Source organism: Arthrobacter sp. Z1-15, from assembly GCF_054792395.1.
This window is the reverse complement of record NZ_CP096454.1, coordinates 3441376-3457380: the sequence shown is the minus strand read 5'-3', so window position 1 is coordinate 3457380 and position 16005 is coordinate 3441376. Positions and strand designations below refer to the sequence as shown.

Sequence of the window (16005 nt, the reverse complement as noted above, 5' to 3'; positions counted from 1 at the left end):
CTCCTGGGTTGCGGATTAAGGCGGAGACGCGTTTACTTGCCTCAAGTAGACGTACTAGTCAGTCTACCTGAACGTCCCCCAATTGAAGGAGTCGCCATGAGCGCTTTGTATACCGCTTCAGCCACCGCATCCGGAGACGGCCGCAACGGAGAGGCCCGGACCAGCGACGGCCAGCTGAAACTCAATCTGGCCACTCCCACCGAGATGGGCGGCGCCGGCGACGGCACCAACCCGGAGCAGCTCTTTGCCGCCGGCTACGCCGCATGCTTCCTCTCCGCGCTGAAGATGATTGCCCGCGCCGAGAAGGCTCCGATTGCCGACGCCGCGATCACGGCGGACGTCAGCCTGCACAAGCAGGAAGTCGGCTTCAAGCTCGGTGTCGAGCTGCACGTCGAGATGTCCGGCGTGGACCAGGAGACCGCCGAAAAGCTCGTCGAAGCCGCCCACCAGGTGTGCCCGTACTCCAACGCGACCCGCGGCAACATCGACGTCGTTCTCGACGTCACCGTCGCCTAACCTCCCCTCGCCGATATGGCAGAAAGTGCGCTTCCCGGCCTTGGGAAGCGCACCTTCTGCCATGTCGCGGGGTTGTTTTCCGCGGGAGTTACTTCCGCATGGACTCCGCAATCTGCTGCATTACGGTGTTGTCCGCGAGCGTGCTCGAATCACCGGCTTCGCGGCCTTCGGCCACGTCCTTGAGCAGCCGGCGCATGATCTTGCCGGAACGCGTCTTGGGCAGCTCCGGCACCACCAGGATGTGACGCGGCTTGGCGATGGGTCCGATTTCCTTGCCCACGTGGTTGCGCAGCGTGGTGACAATGTCGTCGTCGTCCTTGGCGCTGCCGCGCAGGATGACAAACGCCACCACTGCTTCGCCGGTGGTCTCGTCGCTGGCCCCGACGACGGCGGCCTCCGCCACCGACGGATGGCTGACCAGGGCGGATTCAATCTCCGTGGTTGAGAGCCGGTGTCCGGAAACGTTCATCACGTCATCCACCCGGCCGAGCAGCCAGATGTCGCCGTCTTCGTCCTTCTTGGCGCCGTCGCCGGCGAAGTACATGTTGTCGAACCGGGACCAGTAGGTCTGCTTGAAGCGCTCCGGATCACCCCAGATGCCGCGCAGCATGGCCGGCCAGGGCTCCTTGACCACCAGGAAGCCGCCGGAACCGTTGGGCACCGACTCGCCCATCTCATCCACCACGTCAATGGAGATGCCGGGCACTGCCACCTGCGCGGAGCCGGGCTTGGTGGCTGTGACTCCGGGCATCGGCGCGATCATGTGCGCGCCGGTTTCCGTCTGCCACCAGGTATCCACGATGGGCGCGGGGTTTTCCTTCTTGTTGCCGTTGGCGCCGATGACCGTGCGGTACCACATCCAGGCCTCGGGGTTGATGGGCTCGCCCACGGAACCGAGGACCCGGATGGAGTCGAGGTTGAACTTCCCGGGAATGTCGCGGCCCCACTTCATGCAGGTGCGGATGGCGGTGGGGGCCGTGTACAGAATGGAGACCTTGTACTTCTCGACCAGCTCCCACCAGCGGCCCTGGTGCGGGGTGTCCGGGGTTCCCTCGTAGATGAGCTGGGTGGCTCCGTTGATCAGCGGCGCGTACGTAACGTAGGAGTGCCCGGTGACCCAGCCGATGTCCGCGGTGCACCAGTACACGTCGGTTTCGGGCTTCAGGTCGAAGGTGTTCAGGTGAGTGAAGGCCGTCTGCGCCAGGTAGCCGCCGGTGGTGTGCAGGATGCCCTTGGGCTTGCCGGTGGTGCCCGAGGTATAGAGGATGAACAGCGGATGCTCGGAGTCGTGCCCCACCGCGGTGTGCTCGGCGCTCGCGGTACCCACGACGTCGTCCCACCACAGGTCGCGTCCCTCGGTCCACTGGACCGGCTCGCCGTTGCGCTTCACGACAACAACGCTGCTGACCGTATGGCCTTCCTTGACCAGCGACTCGTCCACGGCCGGCTTGAGCGACGTCGGCTTGCCGCGCCGGTAGGAGCCGTCGGCGGTGACGACCAGCTTGGCCTCGGCGTCGTCGATCCGGCTGCGCAGTGCATCGGCCGAGAAGCCGCCGAAGACCACGGAATGCACCGCGCCGATGCGGGCGCAGGCCAGCATGGTGATGACTGCTTCGGGAATCATCGGCAGGTAGACGGCGACCCGGTCGCCCTTGGCGACGCCGAGGGATTCGAAGGCGTTGGCCGCCTTCTTGACCTCTTCGGTGAGCTGGGCATACGTGTAGGTGCGGGTGTCGCCGGGCTCGCCTTCGAAGAAGAGTGCCACCCGGTCGCCGCGGCCTGCCTCGACATGGCGGTCCAGGGCGTTGTACGCAGCGTTGATTTTGCCGCCGCCGAACCACTTCGCGAACGGAGCATCGGACCAGTCCAGCGTCTCGGTGAAATCCTTGTCCCAGGTCAGCAGGCTGCGGGCCTGCCGGGCCCAGAACTCCGGCCCTTCGGCTGCCGCTTCCTCATAGAGGGAAGGCTTGGCGACTGCGTTCTCCGCAAAATCCTGGCTGGGCGGGAAACTGCGGTGCTCGTGGAGCAGGTTCTCCAGTGCATCGCCATGCGCCTTGACGGGGGACTGTTCAGACATCGTGAACCCTTTCGCTAACTGTGTGCCCACGGTCCAGCCCGGATCGAGGGGCTGCCGTAGCGTTGGAACAACCCTAACTCCGATCAGACGGGCATGTGTCCACCGTCACATGCAGGCCCGGTAAAGGGGGTAATTCTGCGGTGAGCGGTAGATCACGGCGGATAGCCCTGCGGCAGTTCGGCTAGTCTGCGGTGCCGGCGTTGACTAGGCTGTGGGAGGAAGCAACCGCTTTTTGACCCGTGCATGCGGCCCGCCGATGCTGCGGACCGCAGCAAGTGCCGGCCCGTAAGCGGCGGTCGTGAATGGAGAACAGAATGAACCAGCCCCCCGTTGAAAAGGACGCCAGAACGGTGGCGGATACCCCGGCACCTGCCGAGAACCGTCCAGCCGGCGAGGACAAAGCCCGGACCGCCGTCTTTGGTCCGTTTGGCCTGCGCGACACCGTGGTGGGCGGTTCTGTCCTGTTGATGCTCATCGGTTCCCTGCTGCCGTGGAGCACCAGCTTTGATCTGGAACTCAACCTCTGGTCGCCGCTGACGCCCCTGTTCTTCCTGGGGATCGGCATCATCCTGCCGCTGCTGGTCGCCGGACTGTTCGCGGCCCGCCGGATGGCCCCGGAGCTCAAATACCGTATCGGTTCCCTGTCAGTGGACCAGTTCGGCTCCGTGGTGGCAGTCCTGGCCACCGCCTTCTTCTTCCTGCAGCTGGTCAACGAATTCACCATCGGCACCCTGCTGACGTTCATCGGTGCCCTCGGCCTGGTGGCTTCGACAACGCTGGCTCCGCATATTCCGCCGTTCTCCCGCGAGTTCGGCGAGCGTCCCGAAGAGCCCGCCCACGTCATGGCGCGCGACGCCGTGCGCCTGCGCCGCCGCCCGGCCGCTCCGGCACGGACCGTTGGTTCCGCTGCCTCCGGCCACTCCGACCACTCCGGCGACAACGCCGCAGCCGGCGACGCCAAGCCCGCAGGATCCCGGTTCGCCGGTATCGGCAAGCTTGCCCCGACCGGCCTGTTCGGCCGCAAGCCCGACGACGCCGGCACCACTCCGGCCCCGAACGGCATCCCGGAAACCGGCGCAGCAGTTGCAGGCGCCTCAGCGGCCCCCAACGGTGTTGATTCAGCCCGTGACGATTCAGCCCGCAGCAATGCGGAACAGGACCCGGCCGGCACCGGTCCGGCCCGCGCCGAAACGGCTGCTGCGGAGAACACTCCGGAAACCAAGACCGAGGCTTCGGCTTCCGTCTTCGGCCGCGACGACATCGCGGCCACCACGGTAAACCCGGTTGTCCAGAGCCAGCAGTCCCACGCGGAACCTGCCACGCAGGCATCGCCCCTGGTCTCTGCGCCGTCGTCGGGCTCTGACTCGATCAGCGCCACCCGCGAGGAATCCGAGAACGTCGTGGAGGCGTTCTGGTTTGCCGTGGGCACCCCGCGCCAGATTGTCGACGAGCGCACGGGCCTGCCGCTGTTCATGTTCCACCCGGGCGACTGGGAGCTGGGGCTGGAAGACCGCGGCACCGAGTTCCTCGTACAGGACAAGCGCACCGGCCGCATCGGCGTGCTGCGGGACCTGAGCAACATCGAGCGTGTCGGCGAAGACTCCGGCGAGTAGCCGGATCCGCCCGCACCCGGCACCATCCAAACCGGAACGAAGGACACAAGGACGTGGTTAAGGCACCCGGGAGTGATCCCTCCCTGCTCGCCCTGAAGCGCAGGGCGCGGAAGATCAACCGGCTGCTGGGGGAGCTGTATCCCTATGCCGTGGCGGAGCTGGACTTCACCAACGCCTTTGAGCTGCTGGTCGCCACAGTCCTGTCCGCGCAGACCACCGACATCCGCGTCAACGCGGTCACGCCGGTGCTGTTTGCCCGCTATCCGGATGCCCGGGCCCTGGCGGAGGCCGACGAGGCGGACCTGCAGGAGCTGATCCGGCCCACCGGCTTCTTCCGGGCCAAGGCCGCCAGCATCAAGGCGCTGTCCACCCGCCTGGTCGATGAATACGACGGCCAGGTTCCCGACAAGCTCGAAGAGCTGGTCACTCTGCCCGGTGTCGGCCGCAAGACGGCGAACGTGGTGCTTGGCAATGCCTTCGGGATTCCCGGCATCACCGTGGACACGCACTTCGGCCGGCTTTCCCGCCGTTTCGGCTGGACCACTGCCAAGGACCCGGTCAAGGTGGAAGAGGACGTGGCCGAGCTGTTTGAGCCCAAGGACTGGACTCCGCTGTCCAACCGGGTGGTCTTTCACGGCCGGCGGGTCTGCCATGCCAAGAACCCGGCCTGCGGGGCCTGCGCCGTCGCGCAGCTTTGCCCCTCCTACGGCGAGGGTGAAACCGATCCGGACAAGGCGCGGAAGCTGCTGAAGTATGAGCTCGCCCCCGGCCGCGAGGAGCTGCACGCCCGGATGATGGCTGCCGAAACGCGCGCTCAGCTGCGGGCCGCCGGCTACGGCCTGGAAGCATGAGCGCCTACGCGGATCTGCAGGCGCTGGGGGCAGCAGCCGCCGCCCGCACCACCTATTTCGACGCGAACCTGGAGCTGCTGCGCCGCAGCGTCGACCCGTCCACGGCCCGCCGCGCCGCCGTGCTGATCCTCTTCGGCAACCTGGACAACAAGCCCTCGGACTTCCACTCCGCCGGGGTGCCTGATGAGCTCGACGTCCTGCTGGTTGAACGGGCCGCCACGCTCAATGACCACCCCGGACAGGTGGCCTTCCCCGGCGGATCACTTGACGCCGGGGACGCCGGCCCGGAGGCCGCCGCCCTGCGTGAAGCCCGGGAGGAAACGGGGCTGGACCCCGACGGCGTCGTCGTGCTGGGCACGCTGCCGGAGGTGGGGCTGCCCGTCAGCAACTTCCTGGTGACGCCCGTGCTGGGCTGGTGGGACCGGCCCACACCGGTGGATGTGGTGGATTACGGCGAGTCCGCCTCCGTGTTCCGGGTGCCGGTGGCGGACCTGCTCGATCCGGAAAACCGGCGCACCGCCGTGATGAGACACGGGGCCAGCGCACACCGCTCGCCCGCGTTCCTCGTGAACGGGGTGCTGGTGTGGGGGTTTACCGGCATCATCCTTAACGCCGTGCTGGAGGAACTGGGCTGGACCCTGCCCTGGGACGACAGCCGGGAAATCGTGCCGGTCCTGTAGCCGCGTTCGTGAAAGAGCCGGACTGTCCGGGCTACTTGGCGTCGGCGTAGGAATCGACGGTCACGGCGACCACCGGAAATTCCAGCGGGATCTGCCCGAACAGCAGCCGTGTTGCGGCCGCAGCGGCATCCGTCACCAGTGCCGTGACCTCCGCGGCCCTGGATTCAGGCACGTGCAGCATGACTTCATCGTGCAGGAAGAACACCAGTTCCCCGGCCGGTGAGGACACCGACGCGGCCTGCAGCCGGCGTCGTATTTCCGCCAGCCAGCACAAAGCCCATTCGGCGGCGGTGGACTGGACCACAAAGTTGCGGGTGAAACGGCCCTGGGACCGGGCGAGCGAGTCGGCGCGGCGCTGCTCTTCGGCAGAGGCCGTCTGCTGCGCGCGCAGCCAGCGCCCGGAGACCGGAGGGGAGCTGCGGCCCAGGTGGCTGCTGACGGTCTTGCCGGCTTCCCCGGCCCGGGCGCCGCGCTCGACGACGTCGATCGCCTGCGGATAGGACCGGGTCAGGGCGGGCATCAGCCGTCCGGCTTCTCCCGAGGTTGCTCCGTACATGGCGCCGAGCATCGCCATTTTGGCCTGCGCGCGGTCCCCGTTGAAGTTCTGGTCCGCGATGCCCTGGTACAGGTCCTTGCCGCGGGCCGCGGCGGCCAGGGCGTTGTCCCGGCCCAGAGCAGCGAGGACCCGGGGTTCGAGCTGCGCGGCGTCGGCGACAATCAGTTTGTATCCCGGGTCCGGGCGGACGGCGTCGCGCACGAAACGGGGAATCTGCAGGGCGCCGCCGCCGCGCGAGGCCCAGCGGCCGGACACCACGCCGCCCACCACGTACTCCGGGCGGAACCGGCCGTCCGCCACCCAGGCGTCGAGCCAGGTCCAGCCGTTGGCGCTGAGCAGCCGGGAGAGCCGCTTGTACTCCAGCAACGGGGGGATGGCGGGATGCTCGTGCTGCTCCAGTTCCCAGGACCGCGTGGTCTTCACTTCGATCCCGGCGCGGTGCAGTGCCCGCAGCAGTTCCTGCGGGGAATCCGGGTTGAAGCCGGGGTTGCCAAGTTTTTCCCGCAGCTCGGCAGCCAGCTGTTCCAGCCGGACCGGACGCTGCCCCTCGGGAGGCCGCGGGCCGAGCTCCTGTTCCAGCATCGCCTCGTGGATGTCGCGCCGCCAGGGCAGTCCCGTGTGCTCCATCTCCACGGCGATCAGTCCGCCGGCGGATTCGGCGGCGAGCAGCAGCGCCAGTCCCTGCCGTGCCGGGGAAGCCTCGACCGCGGCGAGCTGGGCCTGCAGCTCGGCCAGCTGGTCTTCAAGCGACGGGCCGCGTCTGGCCGCGGGGTCCTCAAAGCCCTCCAGCTCCTCGAAAAGCGAGCTCTGGTTCGGTGCGGGCCGGACCGGCAGCAGCTGCCGGGGCAGCAGATCCGCGTCCCCTGCGGGCACCTCGGCGCGCAGCGCGTCAATATAAGGGCAAGGCGCTGCGGCCTCGGAAAAGCGCAGAATCCCGCGCACCAGCGCCAAATCGTGGCTGCGGCCGATCCGCACGCCCGCGTCCAGCAGCCGCGGATACAGCTCCCGGGTGCTGCCGAAGACCCAGCGGACGTTCCGGCCGCTCTCCTCGTAGTTGCCCACGACGGCGGCGAGCAGGGAGGGCACGACGACGGCGGGCGCCGCGGTGGGCCGGCCGGCGTCGTCCGTCTCCTGCAGCTGCAGGGAACCGGCGGCGGGGCCGGGCCCGGCCGGGGTGAGGACAACGTACATGCTTCCATTGTCCCTGCTGGCAGGTGCGGGGCTTGAACCATTTACCGGGTGAACGTGTTCCAGGGTGAATGTGGCCGCGCTGGGCTTGTCCTCCACAGCCGCGGGCCGGCGGCAGCTTGTCCCCAGCCTGCTCGGTTTCCGGGTGCACCCTGCCGCTGGCAGGGAAGGGTGGGGCGCATGAGAGATGAACAGCTGTGGGTACCGGCGGCCAGGGTACCGGCGGCCAGGGTGGCGGATGCTGGGGTGCCGGATGCTGGGGTGCCGGACGCTGAGGTGCCGGGTCCTGCGGGGCAGGTTGTCGCCAACCGGCGGAACCGTGGTGCCGCGGGGTTGACCGAGCGTCTTGCCGGGTCCGGTGGCGGGCCCGGGGCCGGGTCCGGGGTTGCCCCTGAGGGTAAAGACGCTGGCGGGGAGAGCTCTTCAGGGGAGGGCCCTTCCGAGCCGGCGGCTGCCACCCGGCCGGGCCGGGCAGCGGTGCCGCCGCCGGGCCCGGTGTTGCCCGGGCGCGGGGCGGGAACGGTGCGGAAGCCGGGCCGCCGGGCCGGTTCCGGGGGAGTCCACCGGGTTTCCTCCGGCGGGCGCCGCCCGGGTTCGCGGCCGGGTTCGCGTTTTGCGGCCCCCGGCGCGAATACCGAAGCGCAGGTGGTCCTGGCCAGCCGGTCCCAGCATCTGCAGGATGAGGTGGCCAGGGTTGCGGCTGCAGCCGGGCTGGAGCTGGAAGCCCTGCCGGATGTCCAGACAGCCCTGGCGCGGAACCCCGAGGTGCTGCTGCTGGGCATAGACCTGGCCACGGACGGGCGCGCCGGATCCTGGCGGCATGCCCGGCCGGGGGCGAACGGAACCGAGACCATCGTGGTGGGCACCGGACAGGATCCCGGGTTGTGGGAAGCCGCGGCGCGGCTGGACGCCGTACGGGTAGCCGTCCTGCCTGCAGCCTCCGGTTGGCTGGCTGAGTACCTGAGCCGCCGGCGTGCGCCGGCGGCCGGGTACGTCCTGGGTGTAATGGGCGGCTGCGGCGGCGCGGGAGCCTCCAGCTTGGCGTGCTGGCTGGCCCACGAAGCAGCGGAACAGGGAATCTCGACCCTGCTGGTGGACGGAGATCCATACGGCGGCGGGTTGGACGCCAGTCTCGCCAGCGGGGATATTCCAGGAGTTCGCTGGCCCGATCTGGCCGATGTCAGGGGTTCCCTCAACCCGGTGCAGCTGTTGTCGGCGCTTCCCCAAGTGTCCGGGTTCGCCCTGCTTTCCGGTACCGCGGGCCCGGGCACCGCGGGGTCCGGTGCCGATGAATCCGGGGTGCTGCCGGCAGCGGACAGCGAAGCGGAAGCCGGTGCGGAACCTGCCGAAGAAAGCGTCAGGGCGGTGATGGACGCGGCGCGGGCTGCCTTCACCCTGACCGTGGTGGACTGCGCTCGAAACCGGTCTGCTCAGCTGCTGGTCTCCTGTGATGCCCTGCTGCTGGTGGTTCCGGGCCGTCTCCGCCCGGTGCTGGCAGCCCGTTCCCTGCACCTCAGCCTGGGCCCGGTGCCGCAGGCTGTGGTGGTCCGCGGGCCGTTGGGAGACGGGCTGGATGATGCCCGTGCGGCCGAAGCCGTTGGGCTTCCCCTCGCGGGGTACCTGCCCGACGTACGCAACTTGGAACATGCCGAAGCGCGCGGCCTGCTGCTGGAACGGGGCCGCCGCACCCGGATCCGGAGCGTGACGGGGCAGCTGGTCCGGCAGGTCGCATCCGGGCTCCCGGCCGCATCTGCGGCTTCGGGTGCACGCGCATGAGTCCCCAGGGCCGGAGGGCCGCGCGCTCCCAGCCGGCGGACCAGCAGCAGTCCCGGCCCGGTGACGCTCCCATGGTGCGGCAGGTTCGCCGGCAAATGCTCGACGACGGCGAACCCGTCACGCCCGCACGGCTGGCCGCGGCCATTCAGTCCAGCGGCCGGCTGCTCGGAGCTGAAGGGGCGCTGCGTGCGGTGGACCGTGTGCAGGCCGAGCTGCAGGGACTGGGGCCGCTGCAGGAACTGGCACTGCTGCCGGGGGTCAGCGACATTCTGGTCAACGGCCCGGACCGCGTCTGGGTGGACAGCGGAAACGGCCTTGAACTGACCGGGCTGCGGTTTGGCTCCGATGCGGAAGTTCAGGCGCTCGCTGCCCGCCTGATCGCGGCCGGAGGCCGCCGCCTGGATGACTCCAACCCCTGCGTTGATGTCCAGCTGCGCGGTTACCGGGTACATGCCGTGCTCCGGCCGATCTCCACCGGCTCCACGCTGCTGTCCATCCGGATCCGGCGGACCCTGACGTTCACGCTGGAGGAGTTGCAGGCCGGGGGAACCGTAGACCCCGAAAGCGCGGGGGTGCTGCGGCGCCTGGTGGCCTCCCGGCTGAACTTCCTGATCAGCGGAGCCACGGGGACCGGAAAGACCACGCTTCTCTCCACCCTGCTGTCACTGAGTGATCCCGGGGAACGGCTGGTGCTGGTCGAAGACGCCGCAGAACTGGATCCGCGCCATCCCCATACGGTGGGTCTGCAGAGCCGCCACGGCAACGTGGAGGGCACCGGCCAGGTGGACTTGGCCGAGCTGGTGAGGCAGGCCCTTCGAATGCGTCCGGACAGACTGGTTGTCGGCGAGTGCCGGGGTGCGGAGGTTCGCGAGCTGTTGGCGGCCATGAACACCGGGCACGACGGCGCCGGAGCAACCATCCATGCGAACTCCGCGGCCAGCGTGCCGGCAAGGCTGGCCGCGCTCGGTGCCCTGGCCGGGATGAGCAGCACGGCCGTAAACCTGCAGGCAGCCAGTGCCCTGGACGCGGTGGTGCACCTTGCCCGCCAGCCCTCCGGCCGCCGGGTGGCCGAAATCGCTGTGCTCACAGTTTCGCCCGACGGCCGGCTGCTAACACTGCCGGCGCTGCTGCCGTTGATCCGCCCCGATTCCGCAGCCCGCTACGGTCCCGGCTGGCCGATACTGCAGGAACGGATGGCCGGCCGCTCCAATCTGCCGGCGGAGATCCTGAACGAAGAACCGATTCGAGAAGAAACACGCGTCGAGTGACTGGCTTGTGGATTTCGGTGCTGCTCGGAATCTCCGCCGGGCTGCTCCTGCCCCGTTCCGCTTCACCTGCCGCCGGGCGCTCCTCGGGCTGGCCGGGGCCGGGCAGGGCGGGGTCGGGGCCGCACCGACCAAAGACCGGTCGGCTGCGGTCCCGGTTGGTAAAGGCCAATATCGTCCCCGCCCGTCCCGATCCTGCTTTGCAGGACGTCCCGCTGCTCATCCACCAGCTCACCGGGTTGCTGGCCGCCGGGCGGACTCCTCACCAGTTGTGGGCAGATGCCGCAGCCCTGCAGCTTGGCGTCCGCGGCACAGGACCAAATGCGCTGCTGGCCGCGCGGCTGCTGCCGGTCCTCGAAGCAGCCGCCCAAGCTGCATCACTTGGCCTGAGCCCGGTGCCCGTCTTCCGGGCTGCCGCGGGAGGCGGAGGGGAAACTGGTGGCTCGCGGCGGACTCGAGCGGCCCGAGGGGGCGCACCCCGGACCGCTATCGGCGGGGGCGGGCACGCCCACCTGTCACTGGAGGCCGTGTGGAGCGAACTGGCAGCGTGCGTAAGCGTCTCGGAACGCAGCGGTGCACCTTTGGTTGGAGTGCTCAGCCGCTACGCCGCGCAGCTGGAGGGCGGCCTGGACCAGCAGGCGGCCCGGGAAACGGCGCTGGCAGGACCGCAGGCAACCGTGCGGCTGCTGACCTGGCTGCCGGCGGGCGGGCTGGGACTGGGCTACCTGCTGGGCGCCGATCCGGTGGCGATCCTCGCCGGAAGCCCGTTGGGCTGGCTGGCCGCGGCCGCCGGCTTAGCCCTGTTCCTGATCGCCGGGTTTTGGTCCAGGGCGCTGGTGCGCCGGGCAGCCGGCCCCTGATGGCAGGAACCCTGGTGGCCGTGTTCCTGGCTGCAGCTGCCTGGCTGCTGCTGCGACCCGGAAGGTATCCGGCCCGGGGCAGGGGAGACGCAGCCAGTCGCGCCGCACTGGAAACGACCGGGGCCAACAGTCATGGAAGCGCCGGAATAGCAGATCCCGCGCTGATGCTGGACCTGGTGGCTGCCATGCTGGACGCCGGCCAATCGCTGCTGCCGGCGCTGGGTGTCCTCGCGGATGTTGTGGAGCCGGAGACGGCCCTGTGCCTGCGGCGGGTGCAGGCTGCGTTGGAACTGGGTGCTCCGTGGGCCGTGGCGTGGGAACTAGCCGATGCCGGGCGTCCCGGCGCCCGATTCCGTCCTTCCGGATCAGGGCCGAAAGATTACCGCCGACGCAGTCCCCGGCGGTCAGGACTTCAGCAGCTCGGTTCGCCACAGCGGGCTCCTCAACGACGTGCTCCTCGAGAGGCTGCCTCTCAACGGCCGGAGGCGCCGGCCGCCCAGCTCCGCGAGGCACTGACCTTTGTCGCGACCACCGGGGCGCCCTCAGCCGCAGTGCTGCTGGCAGCAGCCGCCCAGGTCCGCCGCCGACGCTCCCGTGAGGCCGAACGCCGGGCGGCAGCACTGGGAGTCAAGCTGGTGGTCCCGCTGGGACTCTGCGCGCTGCCGGCCTTTGTCGTCCTGACCGTGATGCCGCTGCTGCTGTCGCTGCTGCCGTCGTTTCCCTGACCGCTGCACCGGTACGTCCCTCCACAGCCAACTTGGCCGCGGCCGTTATCCGCAGCGGCGGAAGGACCTCTGGCCCGCTGCGGCTGCCGGCTGCAGGATCGGAACACCGCTTTCGAAGCGGTGCAAGTGATGCCAGCCAACACCAGGAGGAAACCATGTCTGTCTTGAGCAGATCCGTAACTGCCGCCCAGCGCGGCCGCAGCTTTGCCGGTGCCCCGGCCTTCGGCACCGGCGAGACGTCAGAACCCGAAGGCAGTACCTGCCGGTGCAGTGCCGCCGGCCAGGCACCGGGATTCGGAGGAAAACCGCGGGAAACTCCGGGCTACGGCACCGTGACGGTGTTGTACCCGGCGCAACCCTCTGCCGCCCGGGACAGTTCAACTCCAGGACGGGCACGGAGGGCTGAACGGCTCCGGAGCAATGTTCCCGGCCGCGAGGCAGGGATGGCAACCGCGGAATATGCCATTGCCACTCTCGCTGCCGTGGCGTTCGCCGCGCTGCTGGTGGCCGTGCTTGGCAGTGGAGAGGTGCGCTCGTTGCTGATGGGACTTATCCGCAGCGCGCTCACGCTGGGATAGCCGATGGGCCGGAAGAATCCGAGGGCTCCATCCGCTCGGGGCGCAGTCACCGCCGAACTTGCGGTGGGATTGCCCGCTGTGGCGCTGCTTCTGGCCGCAGTGCTCACGGGCGTCGCGGCCGGAGTGACCCAGCTTCGCATCGAGGAAGCGGCCCGGGCGGCGGCCCGGGAAATCATGCGCGGAGACAGCGGTGCGGCGGAGTCGGCGGCCCTGCGGATTGCCGGCGCTGAAGCGCAGGTGACGCTCTCGCCGGACGGGCCTTGGCTCCGGGTGCAGGTCGACTCAGCCGTGGCCGCCCCGCTGCTGGACCGGCTGCCCCTGGTGCTTACTGCTTCTGCGTCGGCCCTTCCGGAGTCACTGCCGTGAACACTGCCCGGAACGGATCCGGAGAGGAAGCCCGGCCTGAGACCGGGCAAGAGACCGGGCTTGAAGCCGGGGTGGGGACCGGGTTGCCGAGGAAAGGACCGGAGGAAGGGCCGGGGGAAGGACCGAGGGAAGGACAGAGGAAAGGACAGAGGAAAGCAGGGAAGGAGGAACGCGGGTCCGGGACCGTGCTGGTGCTGGGGACCGGGGTGCTGCTGCTGGTGCTGTTCGGTGCCGTTCTGCTGCTGCTGCAGAGCACGGTCGCCGCGAACCGGGCCGCCACTGCAGCGGACCTGTCTGCGCTGGCCGCTGCGGACACCGTCCGCGGCCTGCGGGAGGGCGATGCCTGCGCGGTGGCGGGTGAGGTTGCGGACCGCAACGGTGCCGCGCTGACCGGTTGCGCGGTCAATCCCGGGGATCACACCGTGCAGGTAAACACCCAGGTGGCGGCCGGGCTGGTGCCGTGGCCCGCTACCGGCCGCGCCCGGGCTGGACCGCCGCCGTGACAGCTACCGGCCGCGCCCGGGCTGGACCGCCGCGGTGACAGCTACCGGCCGCGCCCGTGCCGGACCGCCGCCATGACTATGGTCCAGTTGCCATGACCGCTGATTCGGCCGCCGCCGGATCAGCATCCCGGCCGCGGGCGGAGTCCAGCAGCACCTGCAGCAGCGTCACTGCCCCGGCCTTGGACAGCGGGTTGTTCTTGTTGCCGCATTTGGGGGACTGGACGCAGGACGGGCAGCCGCGTTCGCACTCGCAGGCGCGGATGGCATCCCTGGTGGCGGTCAGCCACAGCTCGGCGGCTTCATAGGCCCGCTCGGCGAAACCGGCACCGCCGGGGTGGCCGTCGTACACAAAAATGGTGGGCTTCTCGGTGTCCGCATGCAGCGCCGTGGACACCCCGCCGATGTCCCAGCGGTCGGAGGTGGCGATCAGCGGCAGCATCCCGATGGACGCGTGCTCGGCGGCATGGAGGGCGCCGGGGAAATCGGCCGGGATGAGCCCGGCAGCGGTCAGCAGATGCTCGTCGATGACAAACCAGACTGCCTTGGTAAACAGCTCCTTGGCTTCCAGCTCCAGCGGCTCCTCGCCCAGGATCTCATTCGAGATCAGTGCTTTGCGCTGGAAAGAGACCACCTGGGTAGTGACCTTCACGGTGCCGAAACAGACCTGGATTTCACCCCAGTGCGAGGTCCGCTCGGTCTCCATGACCTCGATCTGGGTGATATCGCGGGCCTGGGTGTAGAACTCCGGGTTGCCGCGGGTGACCATGGCGCAGTGGTCCGCTTCGTTCAGTTCGTCCACCATGAAGGTCTGGCCCTGATGGACGTACACCGCGCCGGTGTGCGCCTGGTACTGGCTTTGCGGAGCGTCCATGGTGCCCAGCAGCATTCCGGTGTCGGACTCCACGATGTTGATCGGTCCGCCGCCGTCGGCCCGCAGGTTCACCATGGCGGCGGCGCTTTCGGAGTGGGTCCAGAACCAGCCCGAGGGCCGGCGACGGAGGTAACCCTGTTCCACCAGCTGGTCCAGCAATCCGGCGGCGGTGGGGCCGAACAGCTCGCGCTCATCCGGGGTCAGCGGTATTTCCGCCGCGGCGGCACAGAGGTGCGGGCCCAGGACATAGGGGTTGGACGGATCGAAGACGGTGGCTTCCACCGAGATGTCGAAAATGGCCTCCGGGTGGTGCACCAGATAGGTGTCCAGGGGGTCGTCGCTGGCGACGAACGCGGCCAGCGCGTCCTGTCCGGAGCGCCCGGCCCGGCCGATCTGCTGGAACAGGGAGGCGCGGGTGCCCGGCCAGCCGGCCACCAGCACCGCGTCAAGCCCGGAAATGTCGATCCCCAGCTCCAGCGCGGAGGTACTGGAGATCCCCAGCAGTTCACCGCTGCGCAGCCGGCGTTCCAGTTCCCGGCGTTCCTCCGGCAGGTACCCGGAGCGGTACGCCGCCACCCGGTCCGGCAAAGAAGGGTGCACTTCGTCGAGCAGCCGGCGGGTGATGGTGGCGATCGTTTCCGCGCCGCGCCTGGACTTGATGAAGGCAATGGTGCGCACCTGGGCGGCCACCAGGTTCGCCAGCAGATCGGAGGTCTCGGCAATGACCGTCCGGCGCGACCGGGCACCGTTTTCACCCTTGAGCTCGGTCAGCTGCGGTTCCCAGAGCGCCACCGTGGTGGCCCCGTGCGGTGAGGCATCCCGGGTCACCGCGGTCACTTCGCCGCCGATCAGCCGGCCGAAGGACTGGGCCGGGTCAGCGGAGGTGGCCGAAGCGCCGATGAACACCGGATCGGCGCCGTAGTAGCGGCAGATCCTGCGCAGCCGGCGCATCAGGTTGGCAACGTTGGAACCGAACACCCCGCGGTAGCTGTGGGCCTCGTCGATGATGACGTACTTGAGCCGGCGGAAGAAACGGGCCCACCAGGCATGGTTGGGCAGCACGCCGAAGTGCAGCATGTCCGGGTTGGCCAGCACGAGGTTGGCGTGGTCCCGGATCCAGCGCCGCGCGCCGGGGTCCGTGTCGCCGTCGTACGTTTCCGCCCGCACAGTGGGCAACTTCAACGCGTTCACCGCGGAGAGCTGGTCCGCGGCGAGCGCCTTGGTGGGCGCCAGATAGAGGGCAACCGAGCCGGTAGGCTCCAGCGTGACCCGGTCATCCAGTGCCGTGCGGTGGATTTCGTCAAGGACCGGCAGCAGGTAGGCCAGCGACTTCCCGGAGGCGGTGCCGGTGGAAATGATCGTGTGGTTCCCGGCGTGGGCGGACTCTGCCGCTTCGATCTGGTGCCGCCACGGTTCGTGGACGCCCACCCGCGAGTAGGCGGCGACGACGTCGGGATGCGCCCAGTCCGGCCAGGGCACCGGAACGGCAGTGCGGGCCGGGATTTCGTGCACATGGACCAGCTGTTCCGGGTCGGCGCCGGAGCCGAGCAGGGGGATCAGGGAATCATGTAGGGCCACGC

14 protein-coding genes are annotated in these 16005 nt (G+C 69.1%); 11 read left to right on the top strand and 3 right to left on the bottom strand.

The window, feature by feature from the left end:
• The first annotated feature begins 96 nt into the window (after nucleotides 1-96).
• Nucleotides 97-516 (top strand): organic hydroperoxide resistance protein, encoded by a 420-nt coding sequence (locus tag M1D40_RS15995; RefSeq protein WP_461169468.1) that lies wholly within the window; start codon nucleotides 97-99, stop codon nucleotides 514-516.
• Between the two features lie 88 nt (nucleotides 517-604).
• On the opposite strand, the gene acs is transcribed toward M1D40_RS15995, so the two are convergent.
• Nucleotides 605-2593, bottom strand: a complete 1989-nt coding sequence (gene acs / locus M1D40_RS15990; RefSeq protein ID WP_461169467.1) for an acetate--CoA ligase — start codon at nucleotides 2591-2593, stop codon at nucleotides 605-607.
• Between the two features lie 314 nt (nucleotides 2594-2907).
• Here acs and M1D40_RS15985 point away from each other — a divergent pair, with 314 nt between their 5' ends.
• Genes M1D40_RS15985 through M1D40_RS15975 form a run of 3 tightly spaced genes read left to right on the top strand, consistent with a single transcriptional unit; the run spans nucleotide 2908 to nucleotide 5737 of the window.
• A complete protein-coding gene (locus M1D40_RS15985) occupies nucleotides 2908-4206 on the top strand; it encodes a hypothetical protein (RefSeq protein ID WP_461169466.1) in 1299 nt (432 codons plus the stop codon).
• Nucleotides 4207-4259: 53 nt separating this feature from the next.
• Nucleotides 4260-5057 (top strand): endonuclease III, encoded by a 798-nt coding sequence (gene nth / locus M1D40_RS15980; RefSeq protein WP_341395215.1) that lies wholly within the window; start codon nucleotides 4260-4262, stop codon nucleotides 5055-5057.
• On the top strand, nucleotides 5054-5737 hold the full coding sequence (locus M1D40_RS15975) for an NUDIX hydrolase (RefSeq protein WP_341395216.1): 684 nt from the start codon (nucleotides 5054-5056) through the stop codon (nucleotides 5735-5737). The genes nth and M1D40_RS15975 overlap by 4 nt, the downstream gene beginning before the upstream one ends.
• Before the next feature lie 31 nt (nucleotides 5738-5768).
• On the opposite strand, the gene M1D40_RS15970 is transcribed toward M1D40_RS15975, so the two are convergent.
• Nucleotides 5769-7484 carry a bifunctional 3'-5' exonuclease/DNA polymerase gene (locus M1D40_RS15970; RefSeq protein ID WP_461169465.1) on the bottom strand — a complete coding sequence of 572 codons (1716 nt, stop codon included), beginning with the start codon at nucleotides 7482-7484 and terminating at the stop codon, nucleotides 5769-5771.
• Nucleotides 7485-7661: 177 nt separating this feature from the next.
• On the opposite strand from M1D40_RS15970, the gene ssd reads away from it, so the two are divergent.
• From ssd to M1D40_RS15935, 7 genes are all read left to right on the top strand, one after another.
• Entirely contained in the window at nucleotides 7662-9257 is a 1596-nt protein-coding gene (ssd, locus tag M1D40_RS15965) for a septum site-determining protein Ssd (RefSeq protein ID WP_461169464.1), read from the top strand.
• Complete coding sequence (locus tag M1D40_RS15960; protein WP_461169463.1) at nucleotides 9254-10525, top strand: TadA family conjugal transfer-associated ATPase; 1272 nt, start codon at nucleotides 9254-9256, stop codon at nucleotides 10523-10525. The genes ssd and M1D40_RS15960 overlap by 4 nt, the downstream gene beginning before the upstream one ends.
• Nucleotides 10522-11382 carry a hypothetical protein gene (locus M1D40_RS15955; protein WP_461169462.1) on the top strand — a complete coding sequence of 287 codons (861 nt, stop codon included), beginning with the start codon at nucleotides 10522-10524 and terminating at the stop codon, nucleotides 11380-11382. The genes M1D40_RS15960 and M1D40_RS15955 overlap by 4 nt, the downstream gene beginning before the upstream one ends.
• Nucleotides 11382-12107: a type II secretion system F family protein gene (locus M1D40_RS15950; protein ID WP_461169461.1), complete on the top strand. Its 726-nt coding sequence runs from the start codon at nucleotides 11382-11384 to the stop codon at nucleotides 12105-12107. The genes M1D40_RS15955 and M1D40_RS15950 overlap by 1 nt, the downstream gene beginning before the upstream one ends.
• Before the next feature lie 155 nt (nucleotides 12108-12262).
• The gene (locus M1D40_RS15945) at nucleotides 12263-12685 is read left to right on the top strand and encodes a DUF4244 domain-containing protein (protein WP_461169460.1); all 423 of its coding nucleotides are present in this window, start codon (nucleotides 12263-12265) and stop codon (nucleotides 12683-12685) included.
• 78 nt (nucleotides 12686-12763) lie between these two features.
• Nucleotides 12764-13051, top strand: coding sequence for a TadE family type IV pilus minor pilin (locus tag M1D40_RS15940; protein ID WP_461169459.1), 288 nt, complete (start codon nucleotides 12764-12766; stop codon nucleotides 13049-13051).
• 185 nt (nucleotides 13052-13236) lie between these two features.
• Nucleotides 13237-13554, top strand: coding sequence for an Rv3654c family TadE-like protein (locus tag M1D40_RS15935; RefSeq protein WP_461169458.1), 318 nt, complete (start codon nucleotides 13237-13239; stop codon nucleotides 13552-13554).
• A gap of 76 nt (nucleotides 13555-13630) precedes the next feature.
• Here the strand turns inward: M1D40_RS15935 and M1D40_RS15930 are convergent, their stop codons facing one another.
• Nucleotides 13631-16003: a DEAD/DEAH box helicase gene (locus M1D40_RS15930; protein WP_461169457.1), complete on the bottom strand. Its 2373-nt coding sequence runs from the start codon at nucleotides 16001-16003 to the stop codon at nucleotides 13631-13633.
• Nucleotides 16004-16005 lie beyond the last annotated feature (2 nt).

Excerpts from the sequence above, each read along its gene's own strand:
- M1D40_RS15995 (WP_461169468.1), top strand. The coding sequence starts at position 97 with ATGAGCGCTTTGTATACCGCTTCAGCCACCGCATCCGGAGACGGCCGC.
- acs (WP_461169467.1), bottom strand. The coding sequence starts at position 2,593 with ATGTCTGAACAGTCCCCCGTCAAGGCGCATGGCGATGCACTGGAGAAC.
- M1D40_RS15985 (WP_461169466.1), top strand. The coding sequence starts at position 2,908 with ATGAACCAGCCCCCCGTTGAAAAGGACGCCAGAACGGTGGCGGATACC.
- M1D40_RS15975 (WP_341395216.1), top strand. The coding sequence starts at position 5,054 with ATGAGCGCCTACGCGGATCTGCAGGCGCTGGGGGCAGCAGCCGCCGCC.
- M1D40_RS15970 (WP_461169465.1), bottom strand. The coding sequence starts at position 7,484 with ATGTACGTTGTCCTCACCCCGGCCGGGCCCGGCCCCGCCGCCGGTTCC.
- ssd (WP_461169464.1), top strand. The coding sequence starts at position 7,662 with ATGAGAGATGAACAGCTGTGGGTACCGGCGGCCAGGGTACCGGCGGCC.
- M1D40_RS15960 (WP_461169463.1), top strand. The coding sequence starts at position 9,254 with ATGAGTCCCCAGGGCCGGAGGGCCGCGCGCTCCCAGCCGGCGGACCAG.
- M1D40_RS15950 (WP_461169461.1), top strand. The coding sequence starts at position 11,382 with ATGGCAGGAACCCTGGTGGCCGTGTTCCTGGCTGCAGCTGCCTGGCTG.
- M1D40_RS15945 (WP_461169460.1), top strand. The coding sequence starts at position 12,263 with ATGTCTGTCTTGAGCAGATCCGTAACTGCCGCCCAGCGCGGCCGCAGC.